The sequence below is a fragment of the Oribacterium sp. WCC10 genome (genome assembly GCF_900113415.1).
Taxonomy (GTDB): Bacteria; Bacillota; Clostridia; order Lachnospirales; family Lachnospiraceae; genus Oribacterium.
The window spans coordinates 1-14405 of record NZ_FOPH01000032.1 but is presented as its reverse complement, the minus strand read 5'-3'; the positions used below and the strand labels follow the sequence as shown (position 1 = coordinate 14405).

At 37.8% G+C, this 14405-nt stretch carries 16 protein-coding genes and 1 pseudogene; 1 reads left to right on the top strand and 16 read right to left on the bottom strand.

Annotated features, from left to right (window positions below):
* The 5 genes from BM294_RS14885 to BM294_RS14865 all read right to left on the bottom strand — a co-directional run.
* On the bottom strand, window positions 1-1673 hold a 1673-nt coding region (locus BM294_RS14885), incomplete at its 3' end, for a recombinase family protein (protein ID WP_091209793.1).
* A 13-nt stretch (window positions 1674-1686) separates the two neighbouring features.
* Complete coding sequence (locus tag BM294_RS14880) at window positions 1687-2739, bottom strand: ORF6N domain-containing protein (protein ID WP_091209791.1); 1053 nt, start codon at window positions 2737-2739, stop codon at window positions 1687-1689.
* A 75-nt stretch (window positions 2740-2814) separates the two neighbouring features.
* Complete coding sequence (locus BM294_RS14875) at window positions 2815-3111, bottom strand: basic helix-loop-helix domain-containing protein (RefSeq protein ID WP_091209789.1); 297 nt, start codon at window positions 3109-3111, stop codon at window positions 2815-2817.
* Between the two features lie 51 nt (window positions 3112-3162).
* On the bottom strand, window positions 3163-3435 hold the full coding sequence (locus BM294_RS14870) for a hypothetical protein (protein WP_027114869.1): 273 nt from the start codon (window positions 3433-3435) through the stop codon (window positions 3163-3165).
* 163 nt (window positions 3436-3598) lie between these two features.
* Complete coding sequence (locus BM294_RS14865) at window positions 3599-3949, bottom strand: plasmid mobilization protein (protein ID WP_026664580.1); 351 nt, start codon at window positions 3947-3949, stop codon at window positions 3599-3601.
* A gap of 206 nt (window positions 3950-4155) precedes the next feature.
* On the opposite strand from BM294_RS14865, the gene BM294_RS14860 reads away from it, so the two are divergent.
* Window positions 4156-4968: a helix-turn-helix domain-containing protein gene (locus tag BM294_RS14860; protein WP_026528706.1), complete on the top strand. Its 813-nt coding sequence runs from the start codon at window positions 4156-4158 to the stop codon at window positions 4966-4968.
* A 2-nt stretch (window positions 4969-4970) separates the two neighbouring features.
* On the opposite strand, the gene BM294_RS14855 is transcribed toward BM294_RS14860, so the two are convergent.
* From BM294_RS14855 to BM294_RS16080, 11 genes and pseudogenes are all read right to left on the bottom strand, one after another.
* Window positions 4971-6296 (bottom strand): sensor histidine kinase, encoded by a 1326-nt coding sequence (locus tag BM294_RS14855; RefSeq protein ID WP_026528707.1) that lies wholly within the window; start codon window positions 6294-6296, stop codon window positions 4971-4973.
* The gene (locus BM294_RS14850; protein ID WP_091209787.1) at window positions 6293-6961 is read right to left on the bottom strand and encodes a response regulator transcription factor; all 669 of its coding nucleotides are present in this window, start codon (window positions 6959-6961) and stop codon (window positions 6293-6295) included. Before BM294_RS14850 ends, BM294_RS14855 begins: the two co-directional genes overlap by 4 nt.
* 9 nt (window positions 6962-6970) lie before the next feature.
* Entirely contained in the window at window positions 6971-8767 is a 1797-nt protein-coding gene (locus BM294_RS14845) for a Na/Pi cotransporter family protein (RefSeq protein WP_027114865.1), read from the bottom strand.
* 117 nt (window positions 8768-8884) lie between these two features.
* Window positions 8885-9547, bottom strand: a complete 663-nt coding sequence (locus BM294_RS14840; protein ID WP_034446596.1) for an HD domain-containing protein — start codon at window positions 9545-9547, stop codon at window positions 8885-8887.
* On the bottom strand, window positions 9531-10184 hold the full coding sequence (gene phoU / locus BM294_RS14835; RefSeq protein WP_027114864.1) for a phosphate signaling complex protein PhoU: 654 nt from the start codon (window positions 10182-10184) through the stop codon (window positions 9531-9533). Before phoU ends, BM294_RS14840 begins: the two co-directional genes overlap by 17 nt.
* 43 nt (window positions 10185-10227) lie before the next feature.
* Window positions 10228-10986 carry a phosphate ABC transporter ATP-binding protein PstB gene (gene pstB, locus BM294_RS14830; protein WP_091209785.1) on the bottom strand — a complete coding sequence of 253 codons (759 nt, stop codon included), beginning with the start codon at window positions 10984-10986 and terminating at the stop codon, window positions 10228-10230.
* A gap of 2 nt (window positions 10987-10988) precedes the next feature.
* Entirely contained in the window at window positions 10989-11855 is an 867-nt protein-coding gene (gene pstA / locus BM294_RS14825; RefSeq protein ID WP_026528713.1) for a phosphate ABC transporter permease PstA, read from the bottom strand.
* On the bottom strand, window positions 11842-12744 hold the full coding sequence (gene pstC / locus BM294_RS14820; RefSeq protein WP_027114863.1) for a phosphate ABC transporter permease subunit PstC: 903 nt from the start codon (window positions 12742-12744) through the stop codon (window positions 11842-11844). Before pstC ends, pstA begins: the two co-directional genes overlap by 14 nt.
* 9 nt (window positions 12745-12753) lie before the next feature.
* A complete protein-coding gene (locus BM294_RS14815; RefSeq protein ID WP_091209783.1) occupies window positions 12754-13632 on the bottom strand; it encodes a phosphate ABC transporter substrate-binding protein in 879 nt (292 codons plus the stop codon).
* 114 nt (window positions 13633-13746) lie between these two features.
* Complete coding sequence (locus BM294_RS14810) at window positions 13747-13983, bottom strand: hypothetical protein (protein ID WP_091209781.1); 237 nt, start codon at window positions 13981-13983, stop codon at window positions 13747-13749.
* Window positions 13984-14099: 116 nt separating this feature from the next.
* A pseudogene (locus BM294_RS16080) lies at window positions 14100-14405 on the bottom strand (23S rRNA (uracil(1939)-C(5))-methyltransferase RlmD); the annotation flags it as partial.

Genomic DNA, 14405 nt, shown 5'->3' with positions numbered 1-14405 from the left:
ACAACAGTCTCGAGGCTTCTTTGATAGTCCCAACCAGAATCAGAAAGATCCACTTCCTGTATCTCGGCCCCATTGTAGTATACCGGGAACCGAAATTTGATACTCTTCAAGAAGCGACCATCCTCCTGTTCCTCTTCAAAGATTTCAACACGCTCTACAAAAGAGTTAATAAAGCGCTTCTTTTCTGCATCTGTGAATTCACCGTATATTTTATCAAAGCTCTTAAGGATGCGATAGATAGAGTCTTTGGAAAGCTGCTTCTTGTTTATGTTTTCGATTCTCAGGGAGATGGTATCAATCTCATCTTCTATTGCACCAATTTCCTCATATAGCTTATTCATGCGCTCCTGCATATCATCATATTTTCTGTCATAGAACCTGTCACTAACATCAAGAGCGTCCATCTGCTCAGCCAGTTTATTCTTAGCACCGATTGTCTGTCGAAGTCTGGTCCGACAGATTTCTCTTTCTTTTTCCAACTCTTCTGTATCTGTTTTTGCTCCCACTTTAGTTTTGAGAGCATCTTGAAACTTTGGGTTATTGACGAGCTTATATATAACCTCTTCTACGGCAGCATTTACTTTATCCTGCCCCCATTGATGATGGTAGCTACAGTTATGACCATCGACTTTAAGCCTATGCTTACATGCATAATAGAAGAAATCCTTATAGTATGTGCCGTCAATTTTCTTTTTACGATTAACATTAGAATACATAGCGCCATGACAAACAGGGCACCGTAATATTCCCGATAAAATATGTTCATGCTCAAGGCTATGCGTCTTTTCTCTTTTTACTCCAGTTTCTTTACGTTTTTGAGCTGCAAGTCTGAAGTCATCCTCTGAAATAATAGCCTCATGAATTCCATCATATAAATCATATTCGTCTTGTTTTACAACATGATATTCATTTCGCGTTCCTTGAATTTTCTCATTAGAGCGCCTGCCATAAGGCATCTTTCCCATATAAATAGGATTATCAAGCACCCCCTTTATGAAAGAACTTGCAAATGCATCAAGTGTATTATTCTGACGCTTTTTCTTCTTATATCCATGCGTGTTTAGGTAATCTGCCACACCATTGACACCCATATTGGTATGAATATACTTGTCAAAAATAATACGAATGATTTCAGCTTCATCTTCTGCAATTATGAGTTCCCCGTTAACAAGCGTATATCCGTAGGGAGCAAAACCACCATTCCAGCGACCTTCTCTTGCTTTCTGCCTTCGTCCTTCCATTGTTTGAACAAGAATATTTTCTCGCTCAATTTCAGCGACAGCCGATAGAACTGAAATCATAAGCTTTCCTGCTTCCTTAGAACTATCTATTCCATCTTCTACACAGATCAGATTAACACCATAATCCTGCATTAGCTGTAATGAACTGAGAACATCAGCTGCATTTCTTCCAAATCTTGACAACTTAAAAACGAGAACGTAGCTTATTCCATCCGCACCACTTGCGATTTCTTCAAGCATCCTTGAGAACTCCGGTCTACCATTTATATTCTTGCCGGAGTGGCCTGCATCAGAAAACTCTTTTACAACTTCCATATCCTGATATTCAGCATATTTGGTTAGCTTATCTCGTTGGGCGTCCAAGCTATAACCGTCAACCTGAATTGCTGTAGAAACACGGGTGTAGATATAGCATTTTGTTTGTTTCTTCATTTAGAACATCCTCCTATGGAAGTTGCAATAATCCATTTTGCAATAATTTCTTTATCATCGGTTTATACTTATCTATTCCAAAATCTTCTACAATACTTGTGATACGACCACCTGCATCTTTTGACGATGCACCGCACAGAAATACACGTTCATCTTTTGTTCCGTAATCAAGAACAATAAATCTGTCATGAAAAATTCCACCGGTGTGCTGCATGGTGAGTTTAATATTAGGGTATTCTTTGCAGAAATCCGTATACTCAACATTGTGAAGTTTACCACTCCCTATATTATCGCTGAATATTCTAATATCAGTTCCTGCAGGCGCATTTTTCAGTAACACCAGCGTTCTAAGACCTATATAGTTATCGACTAAGTATATTGACTTTTTCGCTTGGCTGTATATGGAAGAATAAGCAACAGCGGCACTGCAATACTTAGTATTAAACATAAGCCATCCATTATCTTCATTATTAACAAAACCATTCATCATATCTGCCAATTCTGATTTAGTAACTACCTCCCCCAGCTGTTCCATTACATCGGACATCTGCCTTTCAACGGATCCTATATCCATACGCAAGTTTGAAATCTCTGAAGTGTTTTCCATGGTCTGTATCGAAATCTGCATAACCTCGCGCTGACCGATAAGGCTCTGATTTCCAAGAATATAATCTTTCATTTTCTTAAAAGTTTTAACTAAGTCCTTACTCTGTTTTGCCGCAAGCTCTCCCTTCAGAATAGTCATTAGCATATAAACGCCCTGTTCCGTAAAAACATTAGGAAGGTATCTTGAGCCGCCCCAACTTGAGGTCAAATTTTTTGACCTCAAGTCCTTCCATTCATCTCGAGTCAATTTAAAAGTAAACTCATTATCAAAGCGATCTTGATTATTTTTCACCTGCTGATTCAAAGCTTTTGTAGTATATCCATATATTTCTGCCAAATCTGAATCAAGCATCACCTTTACACCACGTACTTCATATAGTTTTTCTTTCAATAGTTCTTCTGTGATTTCTACTGGAACTATTTCAGTATTTTCGACCACTTCCTTCTTTTTATCGTCCATATTTTCCTTTCCAATTCTTGAGGTCAAATTTTTTGACCTCAAGATTCCACGTCTTAAACTTAAAATCTAAAATGTTCATTTCTGAACACTTTTTGAAGTCCCTGCAATTTTCTGCAGTTCTTTATAATATGCCAGATAACGATAGGCTGTTCTTCTGCTGACATCCCCCTCTGCCACAATCTCCATAAGAGTCATGCCACTCTCATACTTCAACATGAAATCATTGTATGCTGCCATCCAAGCTTCATCATGTTTTTTGCGACCACCGAAGTTACGGTTACGGAGCGTTTCATTTTCCGCCTTTAGCTCTGCAACCTCTTTTTCTAATTCCTTTATTCTTTCAAGGGCTTCATCAAGAATTGTAATCTTCATCTTGTGCCACCTCGCTTTCTGACACCATTGTAATTCCGCACTGTGTCACTGTCAACTTGCTTTTTGGCACATGCTCTTTTCTGATTTCATCCCTGAGTCTTGATTGTGATAACATTGCCTATAATAATCTTTGAGTCGATCACCCAAATTTTTGTATGAATAAACAAGTGTGACCGGCGTATTGCCAATATATACGCAATAGTCATAGCCTATATCATCCATAGCAAACTTACCGGCATACTTTTCAATTAGCTCAGCAAGTACATCGATGCATCTTTCAAAAGCTACATTACAAGATGGATTTTCAAAGTAATTCCTTCCCATATTTTCCTCCCTTTCATCATAGTTTTATAGTCTTTCACAAATTGGCAAGCAGTGCATCGGTGTACACCTGATGCGATTTTGCTTGTTGGGGAGTGTGCCCCAATCCCCCTGATTGCCGATTTTCATCGACAAGCTACGCCTGCAAAGCAGGCTAAAAACGAAGTCAATAAATGTCTAAGTATTTGTTGAAAGTCTTTTCTACCTTTTTCAAAACTCGCTCATGATTCTCCTTCATATCAGAAATTGTTTTGCTATCTACAGTGCCACATGAATTGGCAACTTTTGCAATCTGGTTGATATTGTTGCTGTCAATTTTCAGAAGTTTGATGATTTCTAATAACTCACTGAAATCAATGTGGATGTAATATCCATCGATTGCCATCTTCCTAATGTAGGCGCTCATGTTTTTGATTCCTATCTGCTCCATCCTGTCGTGAATCATTTGTAATTCATTTTCGGGAATCTTGATATGAATCTGTTTGTTACATGGAACGTATCCCTGATTTAACAACATTTGCTTTTCACCTCCTCTCGTTATCGTTGTTCATGGACTAATTATCCAAGATTTAGAAGCCCAACTCCGTATATCCAAGAGGTAGGAAATAGATGCTCTACTCAAATTTTTCCACGATATTGGAATTCATCATTTATAGCAAACTTACATTCTGTTATGATTTACATATACAAGGACTTTAGGAAAAGCACTGGGGGAATAAAGCATTGAAGTGTAAATTATCAATTCAGGAAAAACTAAAAGATTTAAGAATAGAAAAAGGCCTGTCTCTGCAAGAATTGTCAGAGCAGACCGGAATATCCAGAGCATCACTGGGAAATTATGAAACAGATGATTACAAAGAAATCTCTCACAAGGCCATCATCACACTTGCGGATTTTTATGGAGTAACATCAGACTATCTTCTGGGACTTACTGAAAATAGAGAACAACATCTATTTCCTATAGATGAACTTGGACTGGATGATGAAACTGTAGATTTACTAAAAAGTGGGAAGCTTAATGTCAGATTGATTTGTGAAATGATTAAGCACCCGGATTTTATAAATTTTCTTTCGGACATGGAAATCTACGTTGATAATCTTGCCGGAATGCAATTTCGAAACATCAACAAAATGATTGAACAGACAAGAGTTCGGCTTCAAAATAAAGGCATTTCCGATGAAGATCATTACATGAAAACCTTAGAAGCAGCAACCATATCTGAAGACAACTACTTCAACAATCTTCTTGGAAACGACATTGTCAAAATAGCAAAAGCTATACGAGATGCCCATGGCAAAGATGCAGAAACCGGTGATGCAACCACACCGGTTGACGATATCCTTGACTCATTTGAGGAATTAAAGACCGCCGACAATGTCACTCAGGCTCAGATGGTCATGTATAGCAAACTCTTCAAAATCAATTTTACTAAGATGGATCCATACGAGTTCAAGACCTTTACCGACATTTTGCAGCGCTACTCTGATCTCTGCAAACCGGTTAAAGGAAATGGACGCGGGAAGAAGAAAAAATAATCCTAAAACAACACAGATATAGTCGTTCCTACCCCAGGTGCACTATCTAACTCAATTTTGGCATCATGAATCTCAACTATGTGTTTTACAATCGCAAGACCAAGCCCTGTTCCACCTGTAGCTTTTGATCTGCTTTTATCAACACGATAAAATCGTTCAAAAATTCGCTGCTGCTCTGAAGCAGGTATTCCTATTCCATTGTCCTTAACTGTAAGCGCAACCTGACCATCAATTGTTCCCACAGAAATCTTTACCTTGCCATTAGGATTATTGTATCTGATTGCATTCTGCCCCAGATTTTCAACCAACTCTTTGAGCATATCTTTGTTTCCGCAAACAATACTCGTTTTCCCCTCAAGCTCTATTGTCACGTTTCTTTGTTTCGCATTAACTGATAAGACTTCCATACATTCTGAGACAGTCTCATATAAGTCAACCTCGGTAAAATGTAACTCAGAATCTTTTCTATCCAAATCCGAGAGTCTCAAAATATCATTTATCAATGCAAGTAATCTGTCGGCATTCTTTCTGATTTCCTGATAAAAATGATTCTGCTTCTCAGCGCCTACCATTCCTCCCTCTAACAATTCAGCATAACCAGAAATAGCGGTCAGCGGTGTCTTCAGCTCGTGTGAAACATTAGCCGTAAAATCCTGCCTGGCTTTTGCAGCAGATAAAATATCTGTATGCTGGGTGCGAAGCATTTCTGCCAAAGGATCCAATTCCCTGTACGGTGATTCATAATCAGCATTCTCCAAATTTTCCGCCATAATCTCTATTGGTTTTAAAAACTGTTTTGTAAGCAGATGAGAAATCGCTATGCAAATTGAAATGATAAGGAGAATAATTAATAAAATAATTGGTATCGCTGATATGAATACCGCCCAAATGCTCTGTGCATTGGTAGCAACACGAAGAACCGTTCCATTATCTAAACGCAACGCATAATAGAAAGTATCCTCATTCATAGTGTCAGATCTTCTAACTGCTTCCCCTTCACCCTGTTCAAAAGCCGCCTGTATCTCTGGTCTGTCGAAATGATTTTGCAATAGCTCCGCTGAGGCATCATTGTCATATAAAACAGTTCCATCTTTATCAATCCAAGTTACACGCAGCTCATCTAAATCAGTAGATAAATCTATCTGATCTACATCAATATCTACTGTTTCAAAATATTTGGTATCCTTTAGAAGTTTCGCACTGACAGATAGATCTGATCGCACCTGACCCTCAAAGAGATTGTAATATATAATTGTAATTCCAATAACTGTTGCGATAATTGCTAATATCGCAATTCCAACCAGTCTTATATTTATTCTTATTTTCATTCGATTACATATCCTACATTTCTCACGGTCTTGATTCTACTACCATAATCCCCTAATTTTTGACGAAGAGTTTTTACATGCATGTCTATAGTTCTTGATTCCCCCTCGTAATCAGCTCCCCATACCTGCTCCATGATAGTGTCACGGTTCAGTACGATTCCTTTGTTTAATACAAGAAAAGACAAAAACTCATACTCCTTATAGGTTAGCTCAACATGATTTCCACTGATAGTAACCTCATGCTTTTCATTATTTATAACTAGTTCGTCCAGCCTAAGTTCTTTTATATCCTCAGCCTGAGTTCTACGAAGCAGGGATTTCACCCTTGAGATTAGTTCCATAACCGAAAATGGCTTCTTGATATAATCATCAGCACCATCCTCAATTCCTCTAACTAAATCAAGCTCTGTTGTTTTAGCTGTAACCATAATCACAGGAAGCTTCTTTGTCTCAGGATTTTTTCTAAGCTTCTTTACTATTTCATTGCCACTCTCATCCGGAAGCATAATATCCACTAAGCATAAATCCGGAATCACATCATTCATCTTGTCATAAAAATCTTTTGCACATGAAAATCCTAATACCTTATGCCCCGCATTTATGAGGGCCAGCTCTTCGATTTCCCTTATGCTGTCATCATCTTCAATTATATAAATAAGCGCCATTCTTCTCTCCTATTGTGCGTCCTTAGACTGTTCTATCTCTTTCTTACTGATGGGGTACTGCTTAATCAGTTCTTCATACTCCTTGTTGAAGCTCTTTCTGTCTTCACTAGATAAGCTTTCAAAATACTCATGCGTATTATAATCATCATCTAAAATAGTTATCATTTCAACAGCTATATTTGAACAATGATCAGATACTCGCTCCAGACCGGTCAATACATCATCCAAAATAAATCCCATCTCAATAGTAGACTTTCCCTTCTTCAATCTATTAATATGATTCTCCTTAATGGTCTTGCATAGTGTATCAATAACTTCTTCAAGAGGCTCAACATGAGTAGCTTGCTCTACATCATTTTTACAAAAGCTATCAACTGTTAGTGCACATATATCATTAACAGCTCCACAAAGAGCTTTCATTTCTCTGAGCTGCCCCTTCTTGAACTCTAAGCCCTTATCTTTTATTTCTTCTGCTGATTTAACAATCTCTAAGGCATGATCTGAAATCCTTTCAAGATCACTGATACTATGCAAAATAATGGACATACTTTGGCTATCTGATTTTGAAATATTCTTACTTGATACTTTTACCAAATATGAGCCAATTGCATCCTCGTACTTATCGACTACAGCTTCAAGTCTTTTAACTTCCTTAACCTTTTTCTTATCATATTCTAATAGGGCTTCCAGTGATAAGGTGATAGATTTCTGGCAATACTCTGCCATTTCTCTTACTTTTCCACGGCATAATTCCATTGCAAATGCCGGCCTGTCCAAGAATCTCTCGTCAATAATGATAGAATCCTTTTTAGCCTCCGGCTCTTCTGCTCCATCTGGTATGGTTATTTCAGCCAGCTTTACAAGCTTATCCGCAAATGGGAAAAGAAGTATTGTCGCACCAATATTAAATAAACTATGAATCACAGCTATCCCTGCTGCATTAGCAGCCTTATCTAAAAAAACAAAATCTATAACTGTATTCAAAGAATAGAATACAACCATAAAAATAATTGTTCCTATAAGATTAAAATATAAATGAATCATCGCTGAGCGACGTGCGTTTCTGTTTGCCCCAACAGATGAAATAATTGAGGTTACACAGGTTCCGATATTCTGCCCCATAATAATCGGAAGCGCTACTGCATAATGTACAGCTCCGGTAGAACAAAGTGCCTGCAAAATACCAACAGATGCAGATGAACTTTGAATTACTGCCGTTAGAATTGCACCAACAGCCATTCCAAGTATAGGATTCCTAAAAGCTGTCATCATTCTTGTAAAAGAAGTATTGTCTGCTAGCCCAGACACAGCTCCACTCATTGTTTCCATTCCAAACATGAGAATCGCAAATCCAAGTAAGATTCCACCAACATCCTTTTTCTTAGATTCTTCTTTGTTTGACATAACTAAAATAATACCTATTGCCGCTAATATAGGCGAAAATGATGAAGGCTTTAGCATCTTAAGCCAAATGGTACTTCCCTCGATTCCTGTAAGTGAAAGCATCCAGGATGTAATAGTTGTACCCACATTTGCCCCCATAATAATACCTACAGCCTGATTTAGCTTCATAATGCCTGAATTTACAAATCCAACTACCATGACAGTAGTTGCAGATGATGATTGAATAACTGCCGTAACTCCTGCGCCAAGCAACACCGCAAATATCCTCTTTGAAGTAAGCTTCTCAAGAATTATTTCCAACTTTCCGCCTGCCATCTTTGACAGTTCATTCCCCATCATGCTCATTCCATATAGAAACAGGGATAGCCCACCTATCATATTTAGAACATTAAAAATATCCATACAAATTCCTTTCTGGGTATGCTAAAAAAATACGCCAATTATTAGCATACTGAATGAAAGTAAAATGTATGAATGTCCTATGTAAAATCTATGTAAAATTATAAACTTTGCTTACTATTACAATGCTTTATTTCCATTAACCATTAATCTAAACGTTACTCCCAATAGTTCTGAAGCTTTTCTACACATCAGCATTCTACCGAGAAAAATATCAAAATATTCATACATGGTACAGATTTTCTCATCAATTTCGAGATTTAATGAAATTTGCTTTTTATCCTTATCAATAATAAGATCTGTTTTGGTAACAGCATAATTCACTCTATCATGAACATCAAAGTTGGCTTTTGGTTTCTGACGCACCCTGTTTCTTCTAACATCTGTTTTGTCTGCTATAATGAGTGCAGCTGATATTACATCTGTAGCTCCACCTGTTGACTCGTCATGATGGGCGATTGCAGAAACCACTGTAAGTCTCTCCTGCCTATCCATGCCTGTTTTCTTTAATATGTCATTTGCAAGTAATGAACCATACTCTGCATGCCTACTACGATTGATGGCATTCCCAATGTCATGCATAAATGCAGCCACCTTAACAAGTTCAATCTGTTTCTTACTGTATCCAAGAATCTCAAGAATATTGGTAGCACGCTCGGCTACCAAAGCTGCATGTACTTCTGAATGGTCTGTATACCCCAATATTCCAAGGTTTTCATTTCCCTTTGCTATTAATGCCAGTACCTCTTCATTCTCTTTAATATCTTTATACTTCATCTTCATTCTCCTTCTGCTTTAGTGAATAAATTACCCACTCTGCTATATTTGTTGCATGATCCCCTATTCGTTCAAAGTACTTTGCTATCATCAAAATATCGGCTGCCTCCTCACCTTCTTCAGGATTATTTAAGATAAGTTGGATAACATCCTTTTTTGCCTTTACAAACAACTCATCAACAATATCATCATGTTCAATAACTTCCCTAGCTTTTACAACATCCTTTTCTACATAAGCTTCAATACTATGATTGAGCATTATCATTGTCTCGCTTGCCATCTCTGAAATATGATTAAACTTATCTATTTGACTATTCTGCCCCATAAGTATAGTCATTTCCGAAATATCTGCTGCATGATCACCTATTCGCTCCATGTCAGTAACCATTTTCATTGCTGCTGTCACTGTTCGAAGATCTCTTGCAACTGGCTGCTGTTGTATCAAAAGATTAAAGCATATACTTTCGATTACTTTCTGGAGATGATCAATTTCTGCGTCACCATCCATAATCAGCTTTGCCTGATCAATATCTCGGGCTACCAACGCTTCTATAGCCTTCTGAATCGAGGATATTATATTGTTTCCCATCTCAATCATCTTATGATTAAGTTCTAAAAGCTGTTCATCAAATTTACTTCTCATTCGAATATTCCCTTCTATAATTCTTACTAATTCACTAAGCATATTAGCCAAACCTTCCGGTGATATAATCCTCAGTTCTTTTATCATTTGGGTAAGAGAAAATCTGCTTGGTTGTGCCAAATTCCACCATCTCACCTACAAGAAAAAATGCAGTATAGTCCGATACTCTCACGGCCTGCTGCATATTATGTGTGACCACAGCTACTGTATAGTTCTTTTTTAATTCCTCCATAAGGTCTTCAATCTTTGTGGTAGAGATAGGATCAAGAGCCGATGTAGGTTCATCCATCAGCAGAATCTCAGGTTCTACGGCCAGAGCTCTGGCTATACATATTCTTTGCTGCTGTCCCCCGGAAAGTGATAAAGCGGATTTCTTTAATCTGTCTTTCACCTCTTCCCAAATCGCAGCTCCTCTCAGGCTATCTTCTACAATTTTATCAAGCTTTTTCTTATCCTTAATGCCATGGACTCTTGGACCATAAGCCACATTATCATATATACTCATTGGAAATGGATTTGGCTGCTGAAATACCATGCCTACTTTTTTTCTAAGCAGCATAGTGTCTATATCTCTACCATAAATATCCTCTCCATCGATTTTTACCGTCCCATCAATCCTTACTCCCTCAACTAAATCATTCATCCTGTTTAGAGTTTTCAAAAAGGTAGATTTACCGCAACCTGATGGTCCAATAAATGCCGTAATAGCCTTCTCCTTTATTTCCATGCTTACATTTTTTAATGCATGATTTTGTCCATAATATAAATTCAAATCATTAACACTGATTTTTGTTTCTCCCATTACTATTCCTTTCTTGTCACATCAAATCGTTTTGTTAATGCTTTTGTTGCAAGGTTTATAGCCAATACGATAATCAAAAGCACTACAGCTATTCCAAATGCTGTTTCGAAATCACCTTCACTTGTGGCAGATAGATACATCTGAATAGTAAGGGTTCCTCCAGACTGAAATGGTTTAGCTAAAAGTCCGCTAATCCCTTGGGGTAATAACTTGGCACTTCCGGCTGTAAATAAAAGTGCCGCTGATTCTCCCACAATTCTTCCTATGGCAAGTATTGCTCCTGTGATTATTCCCGGCATAGCACTTGGAAGAAGTATTGTTCGTATCATGTGCCATTTGCCACTTCCAAGTCCGATTGCACCATTCCGATACGAACTTGGTACAGTTTTTAATGCTTCCTGCGTATTTCGTGTTATCAAAGGGAGCACCATGAGAATCAATGTTAAAGATCCTGTCAAAAGTGAATAACCTAATCCGAGCTTTTCTCCAAAAAACATCATTCCAAATAGGCCGAAGATAATGGATGGAATACCGCTCAAGGTTTCTGTTGCATATTCTATTGCTGTTACAACTCTCCCAGGCCTTGCATATTCATTAAGATATATTGCACTACCTACACCGATTGGAGTTGCAATTATCATGGTGATAAGAATAATCAGTAATGTATTTACAATATTACCTGCTATCCCCACAGTTCCTTTCAATACGCTTGTTACTGAAGTAAGAAATGTTATGTTAACCGCAGAAATACCTCTTATTAACACATATCCAATAATTCCAAGTAACAAAAGTACTGAAAATATCGAGCAGATATATATTAAAAAGCGCAGGATACAATCAATAAACTTTCTTCTACTAATCGACATCATCAATCCCCGCTTTCCTTGCTCTTAGCAATGCATAGTTCACAATCATGATAAAAATATATAAGACTAATCCCACTGTGAATAATACTTGTCTATGCGTACCTTGGGCATAACCCATTTCACTTACAATTTGAGTGGTAAGAGTACGAACAGAATTAAATGGTAACGGAATATTAACTGCTCCCCCTGCAACCATATTTATAGCCATTGCCTCACCAAGTGCCCTACCTGTACCTAACACTACACCTGTAAGTATTCCTGATTTCGCCGCTGGAATAACTGCTTTGAATATTGTCTGTTCTTTTGTTGCACCAAGTGCTAACGACGCTGCTCTAAGAGTGTCAGATACAGCTTTTAACGACGATGTGCTTACGCTTATTACCGTTGGCAAAATCATGATTGTCAGTACAATAATTGCAGAAAGCATGTTTGCTCCTCCAGTAAACTGATGAGAACTATCGTCTTCAAATATTATTTGCTCAAATCTAAACATAATCGGATTAAGTACCATCATTCCAATTAATCCATATATTACTGATGGAATGGCAGCCAATAATTCTATTGCAGTTCGTACAATGTTTCCTGTTGTTTTTCCTGCCATTTCTGATATATATACTGCAGCTAACAATCCTATCGGAACTCCAAGAAAAAGTGCAGTGGTAGTTCCTACTACCGAAGCCAAAATAATAAATCCAATACCATAAGATGGTTCACTTGCAGTTGGCTTCCATATGGTTTTAAAAAGTAAATCAAAAACCCCGACTTCCTTTAAAGCCGGGGCACCTTTCATGAACATATAGATAGTAATTGCACAAACTGCAAATATAGCCACTACTGCACAAAGCTCGAATAATGTTTTGGCAGTTTTTTCTATAAATGCTTTTCTCTTCATGTATACCCCTTATTGTGGAATAATAAGTCCAACTTGTTTGATAACTTCCTTACCATCATCAGAATTGATATAGTTAAACCAAGCCTGAACCAGTTCATTCTGCCCTGACATTTCGCCCTTTGTAGCCATTACAAACGGTCTCTGAAGCATGTAATTTCCTGCTAGGATCTCTTCTTCTGTTGGCTCCACTCCATCAATCTTTAATCCTGACACGGTGTCATCAACCACATCAAGCGAGACGTAACCGATTGCTCCTGGTGTAGTTGCTACTTTTGCAAGAACTGCTCCTGTTGAATCCAACTCCTGTGCATACACGCAACCATCCTTTACTTCAAGTAACTCTTCAAATGCATCTCTTGTGCCTGAACCTGCCTCTCTACCAATTACAATGATTGGCTGCTCCTTACCACCAAGCTCAGCCCAGTCTGTAATTTCGCCCGAATAGATTTTAGCAAGATCCTTTGATGTCACATCCTTGATACTACAAGATTTATTAGTAATCACTGCAATACCGTCAATTGCCACAATATTTTCTACTGCACCACTTGCCGTTTCCTCATCCTTCAGGCCTCTGGAAGCATTTCCGATATCTACAGAACCGGCTGCAAGAGATTCCAAACCTGCACCTGAGCCAGTATATTCAACGGTAACTGTCACTCCTGGGTTTCTCTCCATGAAACTCTCAGCCATAGCCTCGCAAAGTTTTTCCATAGAAGTTGAGCCTGCAAGTTTAATAGTTCCATTTAATTCTACAGATTCCACATTTTTTCCCTGCTCTGCAGCATCAGCACTTTGGGGACTCTCGCTTCCACATCCTACTAGCCCAAATGTCATTATGCTTACTGCTGCCATAATAGCAATTATTCTTCTCTTCATAATATTTTTCATTCCTTTCTAAACTTACATAATTTGGCGCCGTATTTTTTACAATGACAATAATATTCGCCTAATGTAAAATCCATAACCATCTTTATGTAAAAGTTCAGTAAAAGTCTTGAAAAATCATATGAACTCATGATTGTATAGATAGATTACACCGCCAAACAGTCCCATGAACACCGCAGGGTACCCTATAAAGCAAAATAGCCAAGTTATTTCAGGTAATATCAATCTTCCAATCAATCCCCATATCAAACCGCCAGTTAATCCATATAGTATTGTTGTAAGCCACATAAACATTGTGATTTTATGATTCTTCTTGACCTTCAAGTCATTTACAAAACTCCATATTTTAGACATACTCTTCACCTCCTAGCGCAATGCTAGCAGATACATGTAAAATCCATTATCAACATTGGTAAAATGTACGTAAAAAAACTCGTGGCCACCAAATACCGATAGTCACGAGTTTTTATTTATATCATCTGAAAATGTTTTAGAGCTTCTTCAATCGCTTTAACCTTTTCTTCCGGGCATCCCGGTTGCTTGCTGTTTTCTGATTTAGGCTTATTGTAATTCTCTCTTTCTATAATCCCATGTTTCTGCTTCACCTGCGCAATGTTCAGATTTGTCACATGAAATCCATAGTGTTTATGCACCCATTCTTCGATTTCCTTGTATGTGGCCTTTGTCTCTTCACTTGTAGCATCAATCTCATCAAGATTAATTTCTATCTCGATATGATCATCAGGCTTTTGTTGGGACAGAAGAACAACAGTCTC

Excerpts from the sequence above, each read along its gene's own strand:
- BM294_RS14855 (WP_026528707.1), bottom strand. The coding sequence starts at position 6,296 with ATGAAAATAAGAATAAATATAAGACTGGTTGGAATTGCGATATTAGCA.
- BM294_RS14815 (WP_091209783.1), bottom strand. The coding sequence starts at position 13,632 with ATGAAAAATATTATGAAGAGAAGAATAATTGCTATTATGGCAGCAGTA.
- pstA (WP_026528713.1), bottom strand. The coding sequence starts at position 11,855 with ATGATGTCGATTAGTAGAAGAAAGTTTATTGATTGTATCCTGCGCTTT.
- pstB (WP_091209785.1), bottom strand. The coding sequence starts at position 10,986 with ATGGGAGAAACAAAAATCAGTGTTAATGATTTGAATTTATATTATGGA.
- BM294_RS14870 (WP_027114869.1), bottom strand. The coding sequence starts at position 3,435 with ATGGGAAGGAATTACTTTGAAAATCCATCTTGTAATGTAGCTTTTGAA.
- pstC (WP_027114863.1), bottom strand. The coding sequence starts at position 12,744 with ATGAAGAGAAAAGCATTTATAGAAAAAACTGCCAAAACATTATTCGAG.
- BM294_RS14845 (WP_027114865.1), bottom strand. The coding sequence starts at position 8,767 with ATGGATATTTTTAATGTTCTAAATATGATAGGTGGGCTATCCCTGTTT.
- BM294_RS14840 (WP_034446596.1), bottom strand. The coding sequence starts at position 9,547 with ATGAAGATGAAGTATAAAGATATTAAAGAGAATGAAGAGGTACTGGCA.
- phoU (WP_027114864.1), bottom strand. The coding sequence starts at position 10,184 with ATGAGAAGTAAATTTGATGAACAGCTTTTAGAACTTAATCATAAGATG.
- BM294_RS14875 (WP_091209789.1), bottom strand. The coding sequence starts at position 3,111 with ATGAAGATTACAATTCTTGATGAAGCCCTTGAAAGAATAAAGGAATTA.
- BM294_RS14850 (WP_091209787.1), bottom strand. The coding sequence starts at position 6,961 with ATGGCGCTTATTTATATAATTGAAGATGATGACAGCATAAGGGAAATC.
- BM294_RS14865 (WP_026664580.1), bottom strand. The coding sequence starts at position 3,949 with ATGTTGTTAAATCAGGGATACGTTCCATGTAACAAACAGATTCATATC.
- BM294_RS14810 (WP_091209781.1), bottom strand. The coding sequence starts at position 13,983 with ATGTCTAAAATATGGAGTTTTGTAAATGACTTGAAGGTCAAGAAGAAT.
- BM294_RS14880 (WP_091209791.1), bottom strand. The coding sequence starts at position 2,739 with ATGGACGATAAAAAGAAGGAAGTGGTCGAAAATACTGAAATAGTTCCA.